Origin of the sequence: Burkholderia sp. LMU1-1-1.1 (assembly GCF_040675865.1) — a bacterium.
Classification (GTDB): domain Bacteria; phylum Pseudomonadota; class Gammaproteobacteria; order Burkholderiales; family Burkholderiaceae_D; genus Rugamonas.
On the sequence record NZ_JBEGHG010000034.1, the window covers coordinates 284,426 to 306,159 of the forward strand.

Consider the following 21,734-nt stretch of genomic DNA (forward strand, 5'->3'; position numbering starts at 1 on the left):
CATGCGTATTATTACCCACAGGCATTAAATGTATAAATAATATCCATAATGGCTATTTACACAACGACTCAGCCGACCTTGCCGGCAGCCAGCAGATGGTCGGACGCCATGGCGGTGCTCAGGAACAGCTTGCCGTTCAGGTCGCGCAGCAGTTCGCTGTGGCGCAGCCGGTCCATCACCGGGCCCTTCACCTCGGCCAGGTGCATGCCGATGCCGCGCCGCTTGAGGCTTTGATTGAGCTCCGCCAGCGCGTACAGCGCCGTGGTGTCGATCGAACTGACCGCCGTCATCACCAGCACCAGGTGGCGCGCGCTCGGGTGGGTCGCCAGTTCGCACTCGATGCGTTCGGACACCGCCTCCACGTTGCCGAAGAACAGATTGGCGTCGATGCGCAGCACCAGCAGTTCCGGCCGCGTTTCGGCCGGATAGCGTTCGATATTGCGGAAATGCTCGCTGCCGGCGATGCGTCCCAGGACAGCGATGTGCGGCCGGCTGGCGCGCCAGATCAGGGTCCCCATCGACAGCGCCACGCCGACGATCACGCCGGCCTCCACGCCCATGGACAGCACGCCCAGGCAGGTCGCGCCCCAGGCCAGCGCGTCGCTGCGGTCGTACTGCCAGGCGGTGCGCAGGATGTCCAGTTCCAGCATGCCCAGCACGGCGACGATGATGGTCGCGGCCAGCGTGGGCAGCGGCAGCAGCGCCAGCCAGCCGGTCGGCGCCAGCAGCGCGCAGGCCAGCAGCGCCGCCGTGATCAGGCTCGCCAGCGGCGTGTTGGCGCCGGCGGCGAAGTTGACGGCGGAGCGCGACAGGCTGCCCGTGACCGGAAAGCCGCCCGACAGCGCGCTGGCGACGTTGGCCGCGCCCAGCCCGACCAGTTCATGGTTGCTGACCAGTTTCTCGTTGCGCTTGAGCGCCAGCGACTGCGCCGCCGACATCGACATCAGGAACACGATGAAGCCGATCAGCAGGCCCGGTTGCAGCAGCAGCGGCCAGTGGGCGCTGGAGGTGGCCAGGTTCAGGCGCGGCAGGCCTGGCGGCACGGCGCCCGTGGTGCGCACGCCCATCTCGGCCAGGCCGGTGGTGGCCAGCAGCGCGATGCCGCCCAGGACCACCAGCATCGGCGCCAGCTTGGCGCCGATATCGGCGACGGCCGGCGACAGGCCGCAGCGGCGCAGCACCCCGGCCAGATAAAACTTCGACAGCACCAGCAGCAGCAACGAGCCGACGCCCAGCGCGGCGCTCGGGGTGTGGAGATGCGGCAGCGGCGCGCCAAGCAGGGTATGGATTTGATCGAACGCGATCACGATCGCCGAACCGACGGTGAAGCCGCTCATCACGGGACGGGAAAAGAAATTGGCCAGGAAGCCCATGCGCAACAGGCCGCACAACAGCAGCACGGCGCCGGATACCATCGCCAGCTGGGCGGCCAGCACGCCGGCCAGCGCCGAACCGGCCGGCGCCAGCGGCCCGATGGCGGCCGCCGTCATCAGCGACACGATGGCCATCGGCCCGACGGATTGCGTCATGCTGCTGCCGAACAGCGCGTAGACCACCGGCGGCAGGATGCTGGCATAGATGCCGACCACCGGCGGCAGTCCGGCGACGAGCGCATAGGCCATCCCCTGCGGGATCATCATCATGGCGACCACCAGGCCGGCGCTGATATCGCCAGGCAGCAGCGCGCGCCGGTAGTGCTTCAACCAATGCAGCATCGTCGTTCCGAGAACCTGAAAACCGCCAGCGTACGCGATCGTGCCCAGCCGGTCCAGAGCCAAACTCGTTTTTTACATTACGTAATGCGAAAAACACATAAGCAGCACCGGGCGATGCGCGAAGCCCGACGGGCGACCTTACTTCCTGAGATAACGCGCCGTGGCCATGATTCTGACGTTATGCGTCGCATTGATCGATGGTGTGTGCAACACACGCATATCCATTAAGTAGACGTCACCTGCGTCGCCCGACATTTCAACGATAGAAATATTAGGTGCCAGTTGCGTCACGTCGCCGCCAGCGCGCAAAATTTCGCAAGCTTGTCCGCGTAGATTGTTGCGACGATTGAAGAGGTGTGAACCTGCCAATGCCAGCGTGCCACCACCATGGCTCTTTACCTGATCGATCAGAATAAAGGCTTGGATGCCCGGGACGAGTTCTGAAGACGACGAGGCGACATCGGTATGCCAGTTCAAGCCGGTTAGCGACCAGGCGCCCTGATTTGGCAAGGAAATCAGCATTTGTTGGTGGGCAAAAGCTAGCTCCCGTCCCGCCAGCTTAGGCAGCATGGAGACGACTTGCTCTGGCAAAAGTCGGTTGTGCAGATGCTCGTCCCTGATCGCGGAGGATATCTTTACCGTTTCCTGAAATGGCGTGAGGGTCTTGTTCACCGCCGACAAACGTTTGCCCGACGACCACAGGTTCAATCGCTTTAACTCAGCCCAAACGTCGTCTCGCACGTTACTTAGCTGTTTCTTCGGTATCGCTCCTCGAAGGAATAGATACCCTTGCTCGTTAAACGACGACAGTTGTTGTGGTGTCATGTTTGCACCGGTCCCGTCAAGTCCCTGGCAAAGACGCCCGAACCGTCTCCAGAATCTCCAGCGACATCTCCTCGTCATCGACCGCCCTTGCCAGCACGATCGCTCCCACCATCGCCGCGTAAGTGGTCAACGCCTGCTTACGCTTCGCCGCCTGGTCCTCACCCGGCACCAACTCCTCCAGCACCGCGATCTGTCCCTTAGCCCCCTCGGTCAGCGCCTGCCGCACCTTGGGCCCCAACCGCGCGATATCAGGACCCAATGAGGTAATCGAACACCCCAATTCCGGCCCATCGCGATGACGCACCGACAAATAACTATCGCCGATGCTCGCCATCGCCGTCTCCGGTGCGTTGAGGGCTGCTGCCGCCCTCTCGCGCCAGCGCCCGACCGACTTCTTGAACGCATGCGCGGTCGCTTCGGCCAGCAAATCCTCCTTCGAGGCGAAGTGGCCGTAAAACCCGCCATGCGTCAACCCGGCGCTTTTCATCAAATCGACCACGCCGATGCCGTCGTAGCCCTTCTGGCGAAACAACCGCGCCGCCGTCTCGACGATGCGCTCGCGGTTGAGCGCCACCTGCTCCCTGCTGACTTTCATATGCGACTCCCAAATACTGAACCAATCGGCACCATCATACATGATGATCGTCATGTATGACACCACTTCGAGGTCACTGTCGATTGACAAGTGCCGGGCAAATATGACACCGTCGGGGCTTCGTACGCCCTCGGAGTACCCGCCATGCGCCGTTCCGCCTTGTTGTCCGCCTTGTTGCTCTCATCATCCCTGGCGGCCGGCCAGCCCTCCCCGGCACCAGTGGAGGTCCACGCCCTGCAGGCGCCGCAACCGGTGGCGGGCAACGACGGCAAGCGTCATCTGTTCTACGAGCTAAACATCGCCAACTTCTATGCCGGCACCGGAACATTGAACCTGACCGGGGCCGAGGTCTACGCCGATGGCGACGCCAGGCCGCTCGCCACGTACGGCGGCGCGGACCTCGCCCGCCTGCTTGGCCCCAACAAGGAACTGGAGGCCGACAACAGCCTCGCCATCAAAGGTGGCACCCAGGCGCTGATCTTCATCGCTGCGGAGCTGCCGGAAGGACGCAAGGCGGCGCAAGCGCTGCGCCACAAGCTGACCTTCAAAACCGCCAACGGCGAGGTGCAAACCGCCGACGACATTCCCGTCGCCGTCGCGCTCCAGCCGCCTGTCGTATTGGGGGCGCCTCTGCGCGGCGGCCTGTGGCTGGCCGACGAAGGCCCGGGCCACGCCCAATCGCACCACTGGGGCGGGGTGATCGCACAAAACGGCCGCCTCGCCATCCCGCAGCGCTACGCCATCGACTTCTTCGGCCTGGACACGCGCGGGCACGCGGTGAGCGTCGCGGTGGAGAAATTGGCCGAAAGCCGCGTCGAAGACTGGACAGGCTGGAACGCCGACGTACTGGCCGTCGCCGACGGCATGGTGCGCGACGCGCGGGATGGCGTCGCGGACCGCAGGCCCTTGTCGCCGCAGGAAGAGCCGAAGGAACTCAGCACGCGCGGCCTGTACGGCAATTTCGTCGTGCTGGAGGTCGCGCCGGGCGTGTTCGCGCACTACGCGCATCTGCGCCAGGGCAGCGTCGCGGTCAAACCGGGGCAGCGCGTCAAGCGCGGCGCGGTGCTGGGCCACCTGGGCCTGACCGGCGCCGCCGGCGCGCCGCATCTGCACTTCCACGTCTCGGACAAAGCCAGCTTCGCCGATTCGCAAGGCCTGCCGTTCGTGTTCGACAGCTACACGACCGCCGGCCACACCACGGAAAGCGAGGCGCTGAACAACACCTCGACGGTACGGGTCTCGGCGCAAGCCATCAAGCGCGGGATGCGCATGCCGCTGGATGGCGACATCATCGGCTTTTGATCCCAGGTGGCGTTAAGGATGCAACAGGCGAAGCATCAGACGCCCTGGTTGATTTTCCACGGAACGCCAAAACGGTCGACGACAATTGCATAGCATGGCGACCAAAATGTTATCTGAGGCGAGAGCACGACATGTCCATCTGTTCGCAACGCGTCGAAGAAGGATCTGACCTTCGTCTCGGAGTCAACGCCGATCAGCACATAAAAACCTTTCGGCCTCTCGTATTTGATCGGGTCTACGTCCGCACCAGCCAACTCAACGCCGTCTATGCGGATATTTGCATGGACGATTTTATCCTCCCGCGACGCCGACGATGCAGGAATTGGGGCGTCTTTCACCCGAAGCATCGTGCCGATCTTTCCACCAAGGTGCTCGGCGTAGAAATTAAACGCCTCCTCACATTGTCCGTTGTAATCGATATGAAATGACAAGCTCATCGTTGGTGCATCCTCATTTTCAAACTGTCGCAAAGTGGAGGGATCGGGCCCTATGATCCCGCTAATTCAATATGATTGCGTCCAGCGCGTTTGGCGCGCTGCAACGCCGCGTCAAGGCGGTCCAAGACGGTATCGACACCCTCCTCCGGCCCGGCTTGGGAGATCGCAAGGCTGACATTGACGCTGTCGCAGCCCGGCAGATCCGCCTCGACGATCGCCAGGCGCAGCTTCTCGGCCAGCAGCATCGCGTCGGCGACCGTCGTATGGGTGGCGACGATCAAAAATTCCTGTCCGCGCATGCGCGCCAACATGTCGGAGGTGCGCAGCCGGCGCATCACCGTCTCCGCCGCCAGGCGCAAGGCCGCGTCGCCGAGCGGATGTCCATATGGATCGTTCAGCGACCGGAAGCTGCTCACTTCGAACGACATCACCGCCAGCGGCAGGCCGTAGCGGCGCGCGCGCCGCAGTTCGTTGTCCAGCATCGTCTCGCCGGCGCGGCGGTTGGCGGCGCCCGTCAAATGATCGACGCTACTCAGCTGCGAGAGTTGGTCGGAGAGTTCGTCGTTCCGATGCTTTAATTCGCTCATGCCCAGACCGAGGCTGACAAACTGCGACAGGCTGGCGAACGTGGAAAACTGCTCGCGGGAGAACGCGATGTGACGGTCGAACATGATGCAGATCGCCCCCGTGACCGATTCCGTCTCAGGATTCCCCGGGTCGGCGCGCAACGGCAGCGCCAGCACCATGCGCACGTAACGGTCGTGCAATCGCATGGCCAAATCCGGATCGCCGGTCTTTTCCGGCGCGTCGAGCAGCACCATGCGCCCGGCGGATACCGCCATCAACGGCGGAAACACATCACGCAGCGCCGATTGCAGCAGATAGTCGGTCCGTCCGAGCAAACTGGCAAGATTGAGATCGTCGGCCGACGCCTGCGCGATCAGCCGCAGGTCGCCGTGCTGCTTCATATGCAGCAGCGAGGCGTGATACACGCCCGGAAAACCGCACAACGCATGACATACCTTGGCCGCCATCCTGTCGATATCGTCGATGGCGCCGATGGCGCGCTGCACGCCGCGCTGCAAGCCCACCAAATCGCGCAGCTCGCGCTCCTTGTCGAATAAGCGCTGCTGCGTCGCGGCGCCGGGATCGTCGGCCACCAACAGCGCCTGCCGCACGGCATGCCGCAGGTCGTCGTCGAGCACGGGACAAATCAGATAGTCGAAGGAACCGAAAACCATCAGTTCCGGCAGCCACGCGCACTGCTCGTACCCGCACAACACCAGCAGCGGCGCGCCAGCCCGGTCGATGATCAGGTGGCCTATCGCGGCCAGCCCGCCGGGACGCGCGTAGCCGTTCAAGTCAAGCACCAGCAAATCGGTGGCCTGACGCGCCACCTCGTCGGCCATCTCGTCGATGCTGTCGACGATCGCGAGCCGGGAGAATATCTCCCCGCAGATCGCCTGGAAATGCGCGCGCCGGTCCCGGCCGGGATTGAAGTACGCGCCGACGCGGCCGGACCGGCCTGGATTCTCGGTCATTTTTTGTTGCCCCTAGGTATTTCTATTCTTGCGCGGAACCGCTTGCTTCCAGTGTGCCACAAAACCGGGCGCTTGCACGGTCAACCATCTGCGCCCATGTGTGAAAAAACGCACTGTCACGTTCGCGCCTTGCGCGAATACTGGCCCCTCGATGCACAAGGAGAAAATCATGGCAAACACCGAAAACAGGGCCGATGCGGGCACCGCAAGTCAACAGCGCGAAATCCAGCAACGGCAGGACCAGGCCGACCAGCAGGAAAAATCGTCGGGCAGCCAGTCCGGCGAGCGCCAGGGGCCGGTGCAAACCACCGAACATGAGTATCCGGGCACGATGCCCTCGCAGCACCTGGAGAAGCCGGGGCTGGAGGCGGAGATGCAGCTCAAGCCGGAGTTCCTGGCGCCCGACTACGCCGGCAGCGGCAAGCTGGCCGGCATGGTGGCCTTGATCACCGGCGGCGATTCCGGCATCGGCCGCGCGGTCGCGGTGCTGTATGCGCGCGAGGGCGCCGACGTCGCCATCGTCTATCTGGAAGAAGACCAGGACGCGATCGACACCAAACGCTATGTCGAGGCGGAGGGCCAGAGCTGCCTGCTGCTGCGCGGCGACGTGCGCGACGCCGCCTTCTGCCGCGACGCCGCCCAGCAGACGCACGAACGCTTCGGCCGGCTCGATATCCTGGTCAACAACGCCGCCTTCCAGGAGCACGCGGAAAAGCTGACCGACCTGACCGAAGAGCGCTTCGACATGACGATGAAGACCAACGTCTACGGCTACTTCCACATGGCCAAGGCGGTGCTGCCCTTCCTCAAGCGCGGCGCCTCCATCATCAACACCGGATCGGTGGTCGGGCTGCAAGGCTCCAGCCACCTGCTCGACTACTCGACCACCAAGGGCGCGATCCACGCGTTCACCATGTCGCTCGCCTCCAACCTGCTGGACCAGGGCATCCGCGTCAACGCGGTGGCGCCCGGCCCCGTTTGGACGCCGCTGAACCCGGCCGACCAGTCGCCCGAGAAAATCGCCAAGTTCGGCCAGGCCACCGACATGCGCCGCGCCGCGCAGCCGCAGGAGCTGTCGCCGGCCTACGTGTTCCTGGCCGCGCCGTCGTGCTCGAGCTACATCAGCGGCATCGTGTTGCCGGTGACCGGCTCCGTGGGGTCCTGAGCCATGGCCGCCCGCGCGTTATGGAAAGGCGCCATCAGCTTCGGGCTGGTGCACATCCCGGTCGAGCTGTATTCGGCGGTGCAGGAGCACGAGCTGGATTTGACGATGCTGGACCGCCGCGACTTTTCGCCCGTGGGCTACAAGCGCTATAACAAAAAAACCGGCAAGGATGTCACCTGGGACGACATCGTCAAAGGCTACGAGTACGAGGAGGACGAATACGTGGTCCTGTCCGACGAGGACCTGAAGCGGGCCAACGTCGAGGCGACCGGCACGATCGACATCCAGGCCTTCGTCGACGCGGCCGACGTGCCGCTGACCTATTATGAGCACCCCTACTATCTGGCGCCGTCCAAGGGCGGCGCCAAGGTCTACGCGCTGCTGCGCGAAACCCTGCGCAAGGCCGGCAAGATCGGCATCGCGACGGTGGTGATCCGTACCAAGCAGCACCTGTGCGCGCTGGTGTGCATCGACGACAAGATCGTGCTCAACACCCTGCGCTACGCGGCCGAGATCCGCAGCGCCGAGGAACTGAAGCTGCCGCCGGCGACCGCCAAGGCGGCCGGCATCAGCGACAAGGAACTGCAGATGGCGCTGTCGCTGGTCGAGGGCATGAGCGAGGAATGGAAGCCGGAGCAGTATCACGACACCTACAAGGACGACGTGCTGGCGTTGGTGAAGAAAAAGGTTAAGGCGGGTCAGACCAAGACCATCACCGCCGCCGAGCCGGAAGACAAGCCGGCCAAGGCGTCGAACGTGGTCGACCTGGTGGCGCTGCTGCAGGACAGCCTGGGCAAGCGTCCGGGCAAGGGCGGAACGAAAGCGGCCGCCAAAGCCGACAAGGAGGAGGAAGCTGCGCCAGCTCCGCGGCGTAAAACCACCACGGCCAAGAAGGCGCCGACAGCGGCGGCAAAGGCCAAGAGCACCGCCAAGTCGGCACCGTCGCGCAAAGCGGCATGACCAAGGCCACGCGGCGCAATCCAACCACGGAGACACGTAGGGCGGATTAGGCGAAGCCGTAATCCGCCATCTATGAGCCGCCAACGGAGCATGCATGGCGGATTACGCTACGCTAATCCGCCCTACGTGCCCCCGTGTCATATCAATTTCCCGAGCCAGGCCACATCAATTTCCCGAGCCAGGCTTAAAGTCCAGCATCTTCATCGCCGGCGCCAGCCCCTTCGCGGCCTTCGCATATCCATCCCACGGCGTATTCCCGACATCGAGCCGCGTATGCACCGTGCCCACGGTCCAATGATCGCCGCCGGTCAGCTTGTCCAACTCCTCCCAGGCCACCGGCACCGAAATCCCCAACCCCGGCCGCGCCCTCGCCGACCACGCGCAAGCCGTCGTCGCCCCACGCCCATTGCGCAAGTAATCGATAAAGATCTTCCCCACCCGATTACTAGGTCCGCTCTTGAGCACAAACCGCTCCGGAATATTCTGCGCCATATGCGCCACGATCGCCTGCGAAAACGCCTTGACGTCGTCCCAGCCATACCCCGGCTTGATCGGCACCACCACGTGCAAGCCCTTGCCGCCGCTGGTCTTCAAAAACGCCGGCAACCCCAGATGATCGAGGAAGGCGCGCATCAGCTGGGCCGCCTCCTGCACCTGCTTCCACGTGACGTTCTTGCCCGGATCAAGGTCGAACACCATGCGGTTCGGCTTCTCGTAACTGGTCGCGCTGGCGTTCTGCGTATGCAGCTCCACCACATTCCACTGGGCGGCCGACAGCAAGCCCTGCTCCGTCGACACCTCCAGCATCGGCGGATGGTCCGGGTCCAGTGCCTGATTCAGACGCTTCACCCCGGGCAGCTTATTAGTCTCCGCGTGCTTCTGGAAAAACAGCTCCCCGCCGACGCCGGCCGGCGCCCGCACCAGCGATACCGGCCGGCCCTTCAAATGCGGCAGCATCAGCGCGCCCACCAGCGCGTAGTAGCGCACCAGCGTGATCTTGGTGGCGCCGCTTTGTTTGTCGATCACGCGATCGGGATTGGTCACTTTCAGCGAGGCCGGCAGCTTGCCCTGCACGGCGGTGGAGGTTTCCATGTCGGTGTTCTCCTTCTCCTTCATATGGGCCGGCAATTCGCGCGTGATGGCGCTGGCTTTCTTATCCTTGCGCAGCCCTTTGAATACCGAATGACGGATCGAACCGGAACGCGTCCATTCGCCGAAGGCAACTTCGGCCACCAAGGTCGGCTTGAGCCAGTGCGCCCGCTTGTCGATCTCCTTGTTCGGCACGAACGGGCTATTATCGGCCGTTAGCTGATCCATTTTGGATTTTAGCTCCTTCAGCGAGGCGCTGTTAAAGCCGCTGCCGACATTGCCGGCGTATTGCAGCTTGCCGTCCTTGTCGTAGGTCCCCAGCAGCAGCGAGCCGAAGCCGCTGCGCGAGCCTTGCGGATCGGTGTAGCCGCCGATCACGAATTCCTGCCGCTGGCCGCATTTGAGCTTGATCCAGCTGCCGCCGCGCCGCGACGTGTATGCCGAATCGCGCCGCTTGCCGATGATGCCCTCCAGCCCCATGCTGCAGGCGGCGGCGATCATGTCCTGCGGCGTGGCGTTCAATGCGGCGCTATAGCGCACGGTGTCCGTGGCCTTCTTCTCCATGACCTTTTCGAGGATCGCCCGGCGCTCCTCCAGCGGCATGTCGCGCAGGTCGCGGCCGTCGTGGAACGGAATGTCGAAGATGAAGTAGACCATCTCGCCGGGATGATTCTCGTCGAAGGCGTTTTGCAGCAGGCCGAAGTCGGGACGGCCGTCGTCATCGTGAACGACGATCTCGCCGTCGTACCATCCCGATGGCAGCTTCATTTTGGCTATGGCGTCGCGCAGCGGACGCATTTTGTGCGTCCAGTCGTTGCCGTTGCGGGTGACCAGGCGGATGTCCGCGCCGTCGACACGCGTCAGAATGCGGTAGCCGTCGAACTTGATCTCGAACAGCCACTCTTCCGGCGACGGCGGCGGCGCATCGACCAAAGTCGCCAGTTGCGGGGTCAACGTTTCGGGCAGCTCTGCTTTCGGAGCGGAGGCCTTCGGTGCCGCCTTCGGCACGGCTTTCGGGGCGCTTTTCGCCGCCTTGGCTGGCACCGTCGCGGCGGCTCCCGGCAACGGCAAGGCTTTCACGCTGTCGGGCATCTCGTCGACCACGCTGAACTCCTCGGCCGGCCGCGCATACTCGTCCTTTTCTTTAATCAGCAGCCAGGGTTCCTGCTTTTCGCCCTTGCCCTTCATCCGCACCAGCACCCACTTGCCGTGCATCTTATGACCGGTCAGTTCGAATTTCAGATTGCCGGCGGCAAGCGCCTTGCGCGCATCGTCCAGCGGCTTCCAGTAACCCTTGTCCCAGATGATGACCTTCCCCGCCCCATACTGCTTGGGCGGTATCGTGCCCTCGAAGTCGTTGTACGAGATGGGATGGTCTTCCACGTGCACCGCCATGCGCTTGTCGTGGGTATCGTAGCTCGGCCCCTTGGGCACGGCCCAACTCATCATGACGCCGTCGAGTTCCAGCCGGAAGTCGTAATGCAGCCGGCTGGCCCAATGTTTTTGGATGACGAACGTCAGCGCCTCGCCGCCCTCCTGGCCGCCTTCGGCCGGTTCGGGGGTGATCGCAAAGTTACGTTTGGCTTTATAGGTTTTCAGGGATTCGCTCATGACGCCAGCGTAGACCCGCAGGCGCATATGCTCTGTGCGTTCGCGAACATGTAAGCGATTGTAAAGGCCGTCAACGGTCGCGATCCGGGCCGCGTTTTCTGCTCAGTGACACGGGAATTGTCCCGGCCCTAATCAAACTGAATGAGGATTTCATCATGAACAAACTTATCGCTACCCTGATCGCCGGCCTGTTTGCAACCGCAGCTTTTGCACAAACTCCTGCCACCACCCCTACCGCTCCAGCAGCTGCCAAAGCCGAAGCTAAAGAGACCAAAGCCGCCGTCAAAGCCGAAGCGAAAGAAACCAAAGCTGAAATCAAGGCCGACGCAAAAACCGCCAAGGTAGAAGCCGACGCGAAGAAAGACGTCGCCGTCGCCCACGCCGAAGCCAAAGCCGACAAGGCCGACGCCCACGCCAAGGCCAACAAAACCAAAGCCAAGGCGCACGCCAAGGCCGCCAAGACCGAAGCCACCGACGGCGTTGCCGCTCCAGCCGTCGTGAAATAAATCTTTGTTCTGTCAGACGTAAAAAAAGCGGACCCGATTTGATTCGGGTCCGCTTTTTCCATGGGCGATCAGATTATTGCTGAGCGACCGCCGGCGCCGTCGGCGCGCTGGCGGTACCGCCGGCGCTATCCCAGCCACCACCCAGTGCGCGGATCAGCGCAACGGTGGTCACAGCGCGCGTGCCGCGCAGCTGCACGGCGGTGCGTTCCACCGCCGCCAGGTTGCGCTGCGCATCCAGCAGATCGAGGTAGCTCGAACGACCGGCCGTGTACAGCTTCTGCGCCAGATCGGCGGAACGGCGCGCCGACACCAGCGCCGCTTCCATCTGCGCCGTCTGACCAGCCAGGATACGCAGGCCCGCCAGGTTGTCTTCCACCTCGGCGAAGGCCACCAGCACGCTCTGGCGATAGGTACCGACCGACTCCTCCAGCGCCGCTTCGCTGCGCAGGATATTGTTCTTGTTGCGGCCACCGTCGATGATAGGCATCGACATCAGCGCGCCAAGCACCCACGAACGGCTGCTCCACTTGAACACTTCGGCCACGGTGTCGGCCGACGAGCCGCCACCGCTCGCGCTCAACGTCAGCGCCGGGAACATGGCCGAACGGGCCACGCCGATGCGGGCGTTGGCCGCTTCCATCGTGCGCTGCGCGGCGGCGATGTCGGGACGGCGTTCCAGCAGCGACGACGGCATGCCGGCCGGGATCACCGGCAGCAGCGCCGTGTCCAGCAGCGGCGTGACGCCCGCCGTGTAGCTGGCAGCTGGCTTGCCCAGGAGGACCGCCAGCGCATGCTCGGTCGTCACGCGCTGGCGCTGCAGGCCAATGAACTCGGAGCGCGTCGTCGCCAGCTCGGTCTTGGCGCGCGCCAGATCGAATTCGCCGATGTCGCCCAGGTCGAAACGACGCTGGTTAACCTTGACATCCTCCTCGCGTGTTTGCACCGTGCGATTCAGCGTTTCCAGTTCGGCGTCGGTGGCGCGCAGACGGAAGTAAGTCTGCGCCACGTCAGCTTGCACCGACAGCAGCACCGAGCGGTAGGTCGCCTCGATCGAGGCGGCGTCGCTGCGGGCGGCGCTGACGTTCGACGAGACGCGGCCGAACAGATCGACCTCGTAGCTGGCGGTCAGGTTGGCGCTAAACAGCTTGCCCGGCGCGACGTCCGTGCCTTGCGGCAGGCCGAGCGAGGTCGCCGACTGGCGCTGACGCTGGGCGCCGGCGTTGACGCCGACCTGCGGAATGCGGTCCGCTTCGGCCACGCCGGCGATGGCGCGGGCCTGCTTGACGCGGGCCGCCGCCACCGACAGGTTGGCGTTGGCGCGGGTGGCCTCGGCGATCAGCTCATTGAGGGCCGGATCGTTGAAGGCCAGCCACCATTCGCCGCGCGGCTGCGCCTCGGCGGCCTGCGCCTGCTTCCAGGTGCTGCCGTCGGCGGCGGTTTTCACCGCCACCGAGACGTCGGCGGCGGTCGGCGTTTGCGATTCCTTGAAGGCGGTTGGCACTTCCACCGCCGGCTGTTTGAATTCCGGCGCGGCGCATGCCGTCATCAGCAACGCTGCCAGTACCGGCGCCACACCTTTGGCGATCATTTGCAGCTTGTTCATATTAGTGGGTCCCTTCCAGTTTGACCACCGCGCCGTCGCCGGCGACGGCAGGTTTTTTCTCCAGGCGGATCGCCAGGTTACGCAGCAGGACGTAGAACACGGGTGTCAGGAACAGGCCGAAGAAGGTCACGCCCAGCATGCCGGCGAACACCGCCACACCCATCGCATGACGCATTTCCGAGCCGGCGCCGCTCGAGAACACCAGGGGCAGCACGCCCATGATGAAAGCGATCGACGTCATCAGAATCGGACGCAGACGCAGGCGGCAAGCTTCCAGTGCCGCTGCGACCACGCTACGGCCCTGGTGTTCCAGTTCACGGGCGAATTCCACAATCAGAATCGCGTTCTTCGAGGCCAACCCCACCAGCACGAACAATGCGATCTGCGTGAAGACGTTGTTGTCGCCAGCGGTCAGCTTGACGCCGATCAGCGCGCACAGGATCGACATCGGCACGATCAGGATCACGGCCAGCGGCAGGGTCCAGCTTTCGTATTGGGCGGCCAGCACCAGGAACACCAGCAGCACGCACAGCGGGAACACGTAAATCATCGTGTTACCGGACAGGATGTCCTGATACACCAGTTCCGTCCATTCGTAGCCGATACCCTTCGGCAGAACTTCTTCGACGATCTTGGTCATTTCGGCCTGCGCTTCGCCCGACGACACGCCGGGAGCCGGTGCGCCGTTGATTTCGGCGGCGACGAAGGCGTTGTAGCGTTGGACGCGGTCCGGGCCATAGGTGTCCTTGACGCGCATCAGCGACGACAGCGGAATCATCTCGCCCTTATCGTTACGCACCTTCAGCTGGGCGATATCCTCGGCGTGCGAACGGAACTGCTGGTCGGCCTGGACGCGAACCTGGTAGGTACGGCCGAACTGATTGAAGTCGTTCACATACAGCGAGCCCAGATTGATCTGCAAGGTCTGGTAAATCGTCTGCAGCGGGATGCCCAACTGCTTGGCCTTGACGCGGTCGACGTCGGCGAACAACTGCGGCACGTTGATCTGGTAGCCCGAGAAGACGCCGGCCAGTTTCGGATTGGTGGCCGCTTTCGCCTGCACCGCCTGAACGGCTTTGTACAGCGCGTCGTAACCCTGGTTCTCACGGTCCTGCAGCATCAGTTTGAAGCCGCCGGTGGTACCGAGGCCGTTGACCGGTGGCGGTGGCAGCACCATCACGAACGCGCCTTCGATCGAACCCATACGCTTGTTCATTTCGGCGGCGATGCCTTCGGCCGACTGCTCCTTGCCGTGACGCTTGTCGAAGGCGCTCAGGCCGACGAAGACGATACCGGCGTTCGGCGCGTTGGTGAAGCCGTTGATCGACAGGCCGGGGAAAGCGATCGAGTTGTCGATGCCCGGGATGTCCTTGGCGATGTCCGACATCTTGCGGATCACGGCGTCGGTACGGTCCAGCGAGGCGGCGTCCGGCAACTGCGCGAAGCCGATCAGGTACTGCTTGTCCTGCGCCGGAACGAAGCCCGGTGGCACCAGCTTGAACATGAAGCCGGCGGCGACGGCCAGCACCGCGTAGACGACCAGCGAACCACCCTTGCGCTTCAATACGCCGGTCACGCCTTTTTCATAGCGATCGGAGGCGCGGTTGAAGAAGCGGTTGAACCAGCCGAAGAAACGGCCGAACACCTTGTCCATGCCTCGGGTCAGCGCATCTTTCGGCGCGTCGTGCGGTTTGAGCAGCGCGGCGGCCAGGGCCGGAGCCAGGGTCAGCGAGCTGAATGCCGAGATCACGGTCGAAATGGCGATGGTCAGCGCGAACTGCTTGTAGAACTGGCCGGACAGGCCCGAGACGAAAGCGATCGGCACGAACACGGCGCACAGCACCAGGGCGATGGCGATGATCGGACCGCTCACCTCTTTCATCGCCTGGATGGTCGCTTCGCGCGGCGCCAGGCCGTCGTGGATGTTACGTTCGACGTTTTCCACCACCACGATCGCGTCATCGACGACGATACCGATCGCCAGCACGAGGCCGAACAGCGACAGCGTGTTGATCGAGAAGCCAAAGGCCAGCATTACGGCGAAGGTACCGACCACCGAGACGGGAACGGCCAGCAGCGGAATAACCGATGCGCGCCAGGTTTGCAGGAAGATGATCACCACCAGCGCCACCAGGATGATCGCTTCGACCAAGGTGTGGATCACGGAGCGGATCGACTCCCGCACGAATTGGGTCGGGTCGTATACGATGTCGTAAGCGACGCCTTCCGGGAAATCTTTCGACAGGCGTTCCATCGTCGCCCGCACGTCGGCCGACAGCTGCAGCGCGTTGGCGTTCGGTGCTTCGAAAATAGGAATCGCGGCGGCCGATTTATTGTTCAGCAGCGAACGCAGCGCATACGAGTTCGAGCCCATTTCCAGGCGCGCCACGTCGCGCAGACGCGTCACGGCGCCGTCGGCGTTGGTCTTGACGATGATGTCGCCAAACTCTTCTTCGCTTTGCAGGCGGCCGTGCGTGTTGACGGTCAGCTGGAAGTCGGCGCCCTTGCTCGGGCCTTGGCCGATCACACCCGCCGCCACTTGGACGTTCTGCTCGCGGATCGAATCGACGATGTCGCCGGCGGTCAGGTTGCGTTGCGCGACCTTTTGCGGGTCGAGCCAGACGCGCATCGAATAGTCGCCGGCGCCGAACAGCTGCACCTCGCCCATGCCGGGCAGGCGGGCCAGTTGGTCCTTGACGTTCAACACCGCGTAGTTACGCAGATACAGGTCGTCGTAACGGCCGTTCGGCGAGGACAGGTGGACCACCATGGTCAGGTTGGGCGACGACTTGACGGTCGTCACGCCGATCTGGCGCACCTCTTCCGGCAGACGCGGAAGCGCGCGCTGGACGCGGTTCTGCACCTGCGTTTCGGCCTGCTCGACGTTGGTGCCGATCTTGAAGGTGACGGTCAGCGCCAGCGCGCCGTCCGAGGTGTTTTGCGAGGACATGTAGAGCATGTTCTCGACGCCGTTGATCTGTTCCTCAAGCGGCGCGGCCACGGTTTCGGCGATGATCTTCGGATTCGCGCCCGGATACTGCGCACGCACCACCACCGATGGCGGCACCACGTCCGGGTACTCCGAGATCGGCAGCTTGAAGATCGATATCAAGCCGGCGACGAAGATAATGATCGACAGTACAGCCGCGAAAATCGGCTTGTCGACAAAAAATCGAGAGATGTTCATATTCTTATTCCTTGGAGGTGCCGGCCTTGTTGTCGGCGACGGCGGCTACTTTTTCATCTTTTTTGGCGTCGGGCTTCGACTCGGGCTTGGCCACGTTGGCGGCCAGCGGATCGGAATCCATCGCCACCACGGTCGGCGTGATCGGCGCGCCGGGACGCACACGCTGCAGGCCGTTGATGACGATCTTCTCGCCCGGTTTCAGACCTTCACGCACCACGCGCAGGCCATCGACCTGTGGGCCCAGCGTGACGGCGCGGTACTCGGCCTTGTTGCCGGCGCCGACCACGAACACGAACTTGCGGCTTTGATCGGTGCTGACGGCGCGCTCGTTGATCAGCAGCGTAGGCTTGGCGCCGGTGGTGCCGGCCAGCTGCACGCGGGCGAACAGGCCGGGAACCAGCGAGCCGTCCTTGTTGGCCAGCGTGGCGCGCATGCGCACCGAACCGCTGCGCGGATCGAGCTGGTTGTCGACGAATTCAAGCTTGCCCTCGTGCGGGAAGCCGGTTTCGTTGGCCAGGCCGATCTTGACGATGGCCGGTTCGCCCTTGTGGGCGGCGGCGCCGACGCGCAGATAGGTGTCCTCGTCGCCGTCGAAGGAGGCGTAGATGTTTTCCAGCGAGACCACGGAGGTCAGCACGGCCGACGCGTCGACCAGGTTGCCGAGCGTGATTTCGGCCTTCGACACACGGCCGTTGATCGGCGACTCGACACGGGTGTAGGCCAGATTAAGCTTGGCCGCCTCGTACTGCGCTTGCGCGGCGCGGGCGTCGGCGTCCAGCTGCTTCTGGTTCGAAGCGCGTTCGTCGTATTCGCGCTGGGCGATGGCTTTATCGGCCAGCAGCTTTTCGGCGCGGTTCAGTTCCAGCTTGGCCAGTTCGGCCTTGGCGCGCGCCGAGCCGGCGGCCGCTTCGGCGCGATTGGCCTCGGCCTGGTAAGGCCGCGCATCGATGACGAACAACACGTCGCCTTTCTTGACCTGGCTGCCCGGCTTGAAGTTGATCGCGGTGATGAAGCCGCCGACGCGCGGACGGATCTGCACCTGCTCGACCGCCTCCAGGCGACCCGAGAACTCCTGGGTTTCGGTGATGGTTTTCTCGACCACGGTGGCCGCCGAAATCGGTGGCCCGCCGCCGGCCGCCGCCGGCGACTCCGTCTTGCCGGTCGCGTCGTCGCAACCCGTGAGGCCGAAAGCGGCCAGTCCCGCCAACGCCATAGCGGCGGCCAGCGGCCGGGCTACAGCGGTGAATTGTTTAATGTTTTTCATTTTTTATCCCTTTGTGCATGAAAATAATTAATAGAAATGGCGGCACCGGCTGCCTCAACGGAAATCGAGAAAACACGGTACTAGCGCCCCGCCGGCAAGCCAGTGGGGACGTGACTACTGATACTGCAAATGGTTAGGGTGCTGTCCCTAGTGATCTATGAAGCTGGCGGCGTCTCGGACCGTTCCAGGTTAGTGACAAAGCTGGCGATTTCTCCCAACGCGGCGCATTTGCACGCGCAGTCGTTGCGGGCGCCCGGATCTTGCAGGGGCTGCGGCGCCATTCTGATGACGGTGGTTTTGACACCGCACGAAATCAGCTTGGCGCCGTATTGTTCCGCCTCGTCGCGCAGCGGATCGTCCTCGGACGACAGGATCAGCGCGGGTGGCAGGTTTTTCAAACGACTCGATTGCAGCGGCGACGCATACGGGTGCGTGCGGTCGGCGGCATTGGGCAGGTAGCCGCGGTAGGCCGCCGCGCAGGCGTCGGCCACGTCCAGCAGCTCCGGCGCTTGCTGCATTTCGCGCATCGAGCAGGTGGTCAGGCCCGGGTCCAGCATCGGCATGATCAGGATCTGGCCCGTCAGCGCGGGGCCGCCGCGGTCGCGCGACATCAGCGCGCACACCGCCGCCAGATTGGCGCCGGCCTCGATGCCGGCAACCATCAGCTGCTTGCCGGTCCAGCCGATTTTCCCCTTGTTCTTTTTGGCCCAGGTCAGCACCGCGTGGGCGTCTTCCACCGCCGCCGGGAACGGGCGCACGCTCGCCAGCGTATAGCCGGAGGCCAGCACCGCCATGCCGGGATGATCGTCGGCCAAGTGGCGCAGGAAGCTGTCCGCGTCTTCCAGGTCGCCGCCGACGAAGCCGCCGGCATGGAAGAACACCGTCAGCATATCGCGCTTGGCGCCGGCGTCGCCGCTGGTGTACAGGCGTGCCGGCAGCGGTCCTTCGGCACCGCGCACCTCCAGGCTGCGGATCTTCAGGCGATCCGACAGTTCCGGCAGCGCTTCATCCTGCGGCTTGATCGTCACTGTTGCACCGTGCGGGTCGCGTCTGCGGACATCAACGAGGTGTCGGCGCAGGCCAGCACGTCGCCGCTGGCCACTTCGGTCAGGGCACGAACGCCGCTCACTTCGGCCTTGGCCGTCTGCGAGTAGACATCGGTATAGACGACGCCCGCCAGCGCGAACGATGTCAGCGCGATCGCAACCGTTGCAAAAATTCCGTCCCGATATTTCATGATGATTCCCTCCCTGCGTGGTGTAACAACTTGCCTCTGCCCCGGAACAGCCCATGCTTTCCTTGGTGCAGTACAGCAATCTTAAACTTGTTCTACAATCCGATAAATAGCCTAAAGTCGAATTGATTGTTCAGGATTCGGAACAATGGAGGTAATAAGTGAATAAACTGCAAGCGATGGAAGTGTTCGTGAACGTGGTCGATTCCGGCGGCTTCACGCGCGCGGCCGAAATCATGCAATTGCCCAAGGCCACGGTGTCGACCCTGATCCAGTCGCTGGAGGCGTCGCTGGCGGTCAAGCTGCTGCACCGGACCACGCGCCACGTCAGCGTCACGGCCGACGGCGCCGCCTATTACGAGCGGTGCCTGCGCATTTTATCGGACGTGCGCGACGCCGAGGAATCGCTGTCGCGCACCCGCCTCAGTCCCAGCGGGCGGCTGCGCGTCGACGTCCCCACCGGGCTGGCCGGCAGCGTGCTGGTGCCGGCGCTGCCCGACTTCTTCACGCGCTATCCGGACATCCAGATGGAGATGGGCTGCAGCGACCGCGCCGTCGACCTGGTCGAGGAAGGCGTCGATTGCGCGGTGCGCGCCGGCCAACTGGTCGATTCGAGCCTGATCGCGCGGCGCGTCGGCATCCTGCACTTCGTCACCTGCGCGGCGCCGTCGTATCTGGCGCGCTACGGCCGACCTTCGCACCCGGACGAATTGACGCGCCACCTGTGCGTTAACTATTTTTCATCGAAGACCGGTAAAATCATCGACTGGGACTTCTCGCGCGGCGCCGAACGGGTGCAAGTCGCCCTGCCCGGCCACATCGCCCTGAACGACACCACCGCTTACACGGCGGCGGGGCTGGCCGGTCTGGGCATCGTGCAGATGCCGAATTTTTTGCTCGAACCGCTGGTCGCCGACGGCAGCTTCGAACAGGTGCTGCCGGAGTGGAGCTCCGACTCGATCCCGGTACATGTGGTTTACCCGCAAAACCGCCACCTGTCGGCCAAGGTGCGGGTGTTCGTCGAATGGGTCGCCGAACTGTTCTCCAATCATCCAGGCATGCGCCTGCCGAAAGCACCACCACCGGCGGCACGCGCCACATCTTACGAGGTAGCCCTATGACAGCCCCCACCACCGACATCCACCGCATCGTTTTCCTCGACCGGGACAGCGTCATCGCCAAGGTGCGCAAGCCGTCCTTCGCTCACGAATGGAGCGAGTACCCGGCCACCAAGGCGGCCGACGCGATGCAGCGGCTGCGGGACGCGCGCGCCACCATCGCCATCACCAACAAGGTGCCGTTGCGCGCCGACGACCTGGCGCAACTGCCGGACCTGAAGATGATCGCGGTGGCGGCCACCGGCACCGACATCATCGACCTGCAGGCTTGCCGCGAGCGCGGCATCGTCGTCTCCAACATCCGCAACTACGCGGTGCACACGCTGCCCGAGCATACCTTCGCGCTGATCCTGGCGCTGCGCCGCCAGTTGGTGGCCTACCGCGAGGACATCGAAGCGGGCCTGTGGCAAAAGTCGGAGCGATTCTGCCTGTTCGGCCATCCGATCTCCGACCTGGCCGGCAGCCGTCTTGGCCTTGCCGGCTATGGCGCGCTCGGCAAATCGGTGGCGCGGATCGCCCGCGCCTTCGGCATGGAGGTGGTGGTGTTCAACCGCTCGCCGGTGACCGACGAAGGCATCAAGCAGGTCTCGTGGGACGAGCTGCTGAAAACGTCGGATGTCCTCAGCCTGCACTTGCCGCTCAACGACAAGACACGCAACATCATCTGCGCCAAGGAACTGATACGCATGAAAAGCTCGGCGCTGCTGATCAACACCGCGCGCGGCGGCCTGGTGGACGAGGTGGCGCTGGCCGACGCGCTGCGCACCGGCGTGATCGCCGGCGCCGGATTCGACGTGCTGGTGAAGGAGCCGCCGCCGGAGGACAACGTGCTGCTCAACCTGCGGCTGCCGAACTTCATCCTCACGCCGCATTCGGCGTGGGCCAGTTCGCAGGCGATGCAGGTGCTGGCGGATCAATTGATCGACAACATCGAAGCCTGGCAGGCCGGCGCACCCAATAACGTAGTGGGCTAAAACCACTGATCCCATAAGAATATCCAAGGATGCCTCTGATGAATCAGGCTTTCACAATTTCGGTGCCCCGCCTTCGCACGGAGCGGCTTACGCTTCGGGAGTATCGTGTTGAAGACTTCCAGTTATTTGCGGACCATTTGTCAAATGCTGAAAGCTCAGCCCACTTAGGCTCGGCAGACCGCGCGACCGCTTGGCGCATCTTCAGTTCGCATGCTGGATTATGGCTGCTAGGCGGGGCTGGTTGGTGGTCGATAGAGGATCGGCAGACGGGGCAGCTGGTTGGGAACGTGGGAGCTTTCTTCCGCGACGAGTCAACCGTGATCGAGATGGGGTGGAATACTTATCGGGCATTCTGGGGAAAAGGAATTGCGAACGAGGCCGCTGCGGCAGTCTTGGATTATGCGTTCGAGGTGCGACGTGAGCCTAAGGTTCGGGCGCTGATCGCCTCCGGAAACGAATCATCGCGCCGCGTTGCCGAGCGCCTGGGAATGGCGTACGAGATGGAAACTGAACTGCACGGCAAGCGAATCAATAGTTATATGCGTGAGCGTACTTGAAGCTGCCGCGATCAGCGACATGCCGAGTTCCGCTTCCGGCCCGGTTGCAGA

Annotated in this window: 18 protein-coding genes; 7 read left to right on the plus strand and 11 right to left on the minus strand. The window is 63.6% G+C overall.

Annotated elements, in window-relative coordinates:
• Positions 1 to 68: 68 nt before the first annotated feature.
• From MRBLMU1_RS22670 to MRBLMU1_RS22680, 3 genes are all read right to left on the minus strand, one after another.
• Positions 69 to 1,715, minus strand: a complete 1,647-nt coding sequence (locus MRBLMU1_RS22670; RefSeq protein WP_363506117.1) for a SulP family inorganic anion transporter — start codon at positions 1,713 to 1,715, stop codon at positions 69 to 71.
• 138 nt (positions 1,716 to 1,853) lie between these two features.
• Positions 1,854 to 2,540: a phytanoyl-CoA dioxygenase family protein gene (locus tag MRBLMU1_RS22675; protein ID WP_363506120.1), complete on the minus strand. Its 687-nt coding sequence runs from the start codon at positions 2,538 to 2,540 to the stop codon at positions 1,854 to 1,856.
• A 16-nt stretch (positions 2,541 to 2,556) separates the two neighbouring features.
• Positions 2,557 to 3,189: a TetR/AcrR family transcriptional regulator gene (locus MRBLMU1_RS22680; protein ID WP_363506123.1), complete on the minus strand. Its 633-nt coding sequence runs from the start codon at positions 3,187 to 3,189 to the stop codon at positions 2,557 to 2,559.
• A gap of 90 nt (positions 3,190 to 3,279) precedes the next feature.
• Here MRBLMU1_RS22680 and MRBLMU1_RS22685 point away from each other — a divergent pair, with 90 nt between their 5' ends.
• Positions 3,280 to 4,437 carry a M23 family metallopeptidase gene (locus MRBLMU1_RS22685; protein WP_363506126.1) on the plus strand — a complete coding sequence of 386 codons (1,158 nt, stop codon included), beginning with the start codon at positions 3,280 to 3,282 and terminating at the stop codon, positions 4,435 to 4,437.
• A gap of 35 nt (positions 4,438 to 4,472) precedes the next feature.
• Here MRBLMU1_RS22685 and MRBLMU1_RS22690 read toward each other — a convergent pair whose 3' ends face one another.
• Both MRBLMU1_RS22690 and MRBLMU1_RS22695 read right to left on the minus strand, forming a co-directional pair.
• On the minus strand, positions 4,473 to 4,874 hold the full coding sequence (locus MRBLMU1_RS22690; RefSeq protein WP_363506129.1) for a VOC family protein: 402 nt from the start codon (positions 4,872 to 4,874) through the stop codon (positions 4,473 to 4,475).
• A 50-nt stretch (positions 4,875 to 4,924) separates the two neighbouring features.
• Positions 4,925 to 6,415 (minus strand): GGDEF domain-containing response regulator, encoded by a 1,491-nt coding sequence (locus tag MRBLMU1_RS22695; RefSeq protein ID WP_363506132.1) that lies wholly within the window; start codon positions 6,413 to 6,415, stop codon positions 4,925 to 4,927.
• A gap of 169 nt (positions 6,416 to 6,584) precedes the next feature.
• Here MRBLMU1_RS22695 and MRBLMU1_RS22700 point away from each other — a divergent pair, with 169 nt between their 5' ends.
• Together MRBLMU1_RS22700 and MRBLMU1_RS22705 are read left to right on the plus strand one after the other, a co-directional pair.
• The gene (locus MRBLMU1_RS22700) at positions 6,585 to 7,580 is read left to right on the plus strand and encodes an SDR family oxidoreductase (RefSeq protein ID WP_363506135.1); all 996 of its coding nucleotides are present in this window, start codon (positions 6,585 to 6,587) and stop codon (positions 7,578 to 7,580) included.
• 3 nt (positions 7,581 to 7,583) lie between these two features.
• The gene (locus tag MRBLMU1_RS22705; protein WP_363506138.1) at positions 7,584 to 8,540 is read left to right on the plus strand and encodes a Ku protein; all 957 of its coding nucleotides are present in this window, start codon (positions 7,584 to 7,586) and stop codon (positions 8,538 to 8,540) included.
• A gap of 165 nt (positions 8,541 to 8,705) precedes the next feature.
• On the opposite strand, the gene ligD is transcribed toward MRBLMU1_RS22705, so the two are convergent.
• Positions 8,706 to 11,240, minus strand: a complete 2,535-nt coding sequence (gene ligD, locus MRBLMU1_RS22710) for a DNA ligase D (protein ID WP_363506141.1) — start codon at positions 11,238 to 11,240, stop codon at positions 8,706 to 8,708.
• A 155-nt stretch (positions 11,241 to 11,395) separates the two neighbouring features.
• Here ligD and MRBLMU1_RS22715 point away from each other — a divergent pair, with 155 nt between their 5' ends.
• Positions 11,396 to 11,746: a hypothetical protein gene (locus tag MRBLMU1_RS22715; RefSeq protein WP_363506144.1), complete on the plus strand. Its 351-nt coding sequence runs from the start codon at positions 11,396 to 11,398 to the stop codon at positions 11,744 to 11,746.
• Between the two features lie 73 nt (positions 11,747 to 11,819).
• Here the strand turns inward: MRBLMU1_RS22715 and MRBLMU1_RS22720 are convergent, their stop codons facing one another.
• The 5 genes from MRBLMU1_RS22720 to MRBLMU1_RS22740 form a co-directional block, all read right to left on the minus strand.
• On the minus strand, positions 11,820 to 13,349 hold the full coding sequence (locus MRBLMU1_RS22720; RefSeq protein ID WP_363506147.1) for an efflux transporter outer membrane subunit: 1,530 nt from the start codon (positions 13,347 to 13,349) through the stop codon (positions 11,820 to 11,822).
• A gap of 1 nt (position 13,350) precedes the next feature.
• Entirely contained in the window at positions 13,351 to 16,536 is a 3,186-nt protein-coding gene (locus MRBLMU1_RS22725; RefSeq protein WP_363506150.1) for an efflux RND transporter permease subunit, read from the minus strand.
• A 4-nt stretch (positions 16,537 to 16,540) separates the two neighbouring features.
• Entirely contained in the window at positions 16,541 to 17,800 is a 1,260-nt protein-coding gene (locus MRBLMU1_RS22730) for an efflux RND transporter periplasmic adaptor subunit (protein ID WP_363506153.1), read from the minus strand.
• A gap of 155 nt (positions 17,801 to 17,955) precedes the next feature.
• Positions 17,956 to 18,828: an alpha/beta hydrolase gene (locus tag MRBLMU1_RS22735; protein WP_363506156.1), complete on the minus strand. Its 873-nt coding sequence runs from the start codon at positions 18,826 to 18,828 to the stop codon at positions 17,956 to 17,958.
• Positions 18,825 to 19,037 (minus strand): hypothetical protein, encoded by a 213-nt coding sequence (locus MRBLMU1_RS22740; protein ID WP_363506159.1) that lies wholly within the window; start codon positions 19,035 to 19,037, stop codon positions 18,825 to 18,827. Before MRBLMU1_RS22740 ends, MRBLMU1_RS22735 begins: the two co-directional genes overlap by 4 nt.
• A 158-nt stretch (positions 19,038 to 19,195) precedes the next feature.
• Here MRBLMU1_RS22740 and MRBLMU1_RS22745 point away from each other — a divergent pair, with 158 nt between their 5' ends.
• From MRBLMU1_RS22745 to MRBLMU1_RS22755, 3 genes are read left to right on the plus strand one after another with little or no spacing between them, the layout of a single operon-like run.
• Positions 19,196 to 20,155: a LysR family transcriptional regulator gene (locus MRBLMU1_RS22745; protein WP_363506162.1), complete on the plus strand. Its 960-nt coding sequence runs from the start codon at positions 19,196 to 19,198 to the stop codon at positions 20,153 to 20,155.
• On the plus strand, positions 20,152 to 21,126 hold the full coding sequence (locus tag MRBLMU1_RS22750) for a D-2-hydroxyacid dehydrogenase (protein WP_363506165.1): 975 nt from the start codon (positions 20,152 to 20,154) through the stop codon (positions 21,124 to 21,126). The genes MRBLMU1_RS22745 and MRBLMU1_RS22750 overlap by 4 nt, the downstream gene beginning before the upstream one ends.
• A gap of 38 nt (positions 21,127 to 21,164) precedes the next feature.
• On the plus strand, positions 21,165 to 21,683 hold the full coding sequence (locus tag MRBLMU1_RS22755; RefSeq protein ID WP_363506168.1) for a GNAT family N-acetyltransferase: 519 nt from the start codon (positions 21,165 to 21,167) through the stop codon (positions 21,681 to 21,683).
• The last annotated feature ends 51 nt before the right edge of the window (positions 21,684 to 21,734 follow it).

Excerpts from the sequence above, each read along its gene's own strand:
- MRBLMU1_RS22670 (WP_363506117.1), bottom strand. The coding sequence starts at position 1,715 with ATGCTGCATTGGTTGAAGCACTACCGGCGCGCGCTGCTGCCTGGCGAT.
- MRBLMU1_RS22675 (WP_363506120.1), bottom strand. The coding sequence starts at position 2,540 with ATGACACCACAACAACTGTCGTCGTTTAACGAGCAAGGGTATCTATTC.
- MRBLMU1_RS22680 (WP_363506123.1), bottom strand. The coding sequence starts at position 3,189 with ATGACGATCATCATGTATGATGGTGCCGATTGGTTCAGTATTTGGGAG.
- MRBLMU1_RS22685 (WP_363506126.1), top strand. The coding sequence starts at position 3,280 with ATGCGCCGTTCCGCCTTGTTGTCCGCCTTGTTGCTCTCATCATCCCTG.
- MRBLMU1_RS22690 (WP_363506129.1), bottom strand. The coding sequence starts at position 4,874 with ATGAGCTTGTCATTTCATATCGATTACAACGGACAATGTGAGGAGGCG.
- MRBLMU1_RS22695 (WP_363506132.1), bottom strand. The coding sequence starts at position 6,415 with ATGACCGAGAATCCAGGCCGGTCCGGCCGCGTCGGCGCGTACTTCAAT.
- MRBLMU1_RS22700 (WP_363506135.1), top strand. The coding sequence starts at position 6,585 with ATGGCAAACACCGAAAACAGGGCCGATGCGGGCACCGCAAGTCAACAG.
- MRBLMU1_RS22705 (WP_363506138.1), top strand. The coding sequence starts at position 7,584 with ATGGCCGCCCGCGCGTTATGGAAAGGCGCCATCAGCTTCGGGCTGGTG.
- ligD (WP_363506141.1), bottom strand. The coding sequence starts at position 11,240 with ATGAGCGAATCCCTGAAAACCTATAAAGCCAAACGTAACTTTGCGATC.
- MRBLMU1_RS22715 (WP_363506144.1), top strand. The coding sequence starts at position 11,396 with ATGAACAAACTTATCGCTACCCTGATCGCCGGCCTGTTTGCAACCGCA.
- MRBLMU1_RS22720 (WP_363506147.1), bottom strand. The coding sequence starts at position 13,349 with ATGAACAAGCTGCAAATGATCGCCAAAGGTGTGGCGCCGGTACTGGCA.
- MRBLMU1_RS22725 (WP_363506150.1), bottom strand. The coding sequence starts at position 16,536 with ATGAACATCTCTCGATTTTTTGTCGACAAGCCGATTTTCGCGGCTGTA.
- MRBLMU1_RS22730 (WP_363506153.1), bottom strand. The coding sequence starts at position 17,800 with ATGAAAAACATTAAACAATTCACCGCTGTAGCCCGGCCGCTGGCCGCC.
- MRBLMU1_RS22740 (WP_363506159.1), bottom strand. The coding sequence starts at position 19,037 with ATGAAATATCGGGACGGAATTTTTGCAACGGTTGCGATCGCGCTGACA.
- MRBLMU1_RS22750 (WP_363506165.1), top strand. The coding sequence starts at position 20,152 with ATGACAGCCCCCACCACCGACATCCACCGCATCGTTTTCCTCGACCGG.
- MRBLMU1_RS22755 (WP_363506168.1), top strand. The coding sequence starts at position 21,165 with ATGAATCAGGCTTTCACAATTTCGGTGCCCCGCCTTCGCACGGAGCGG.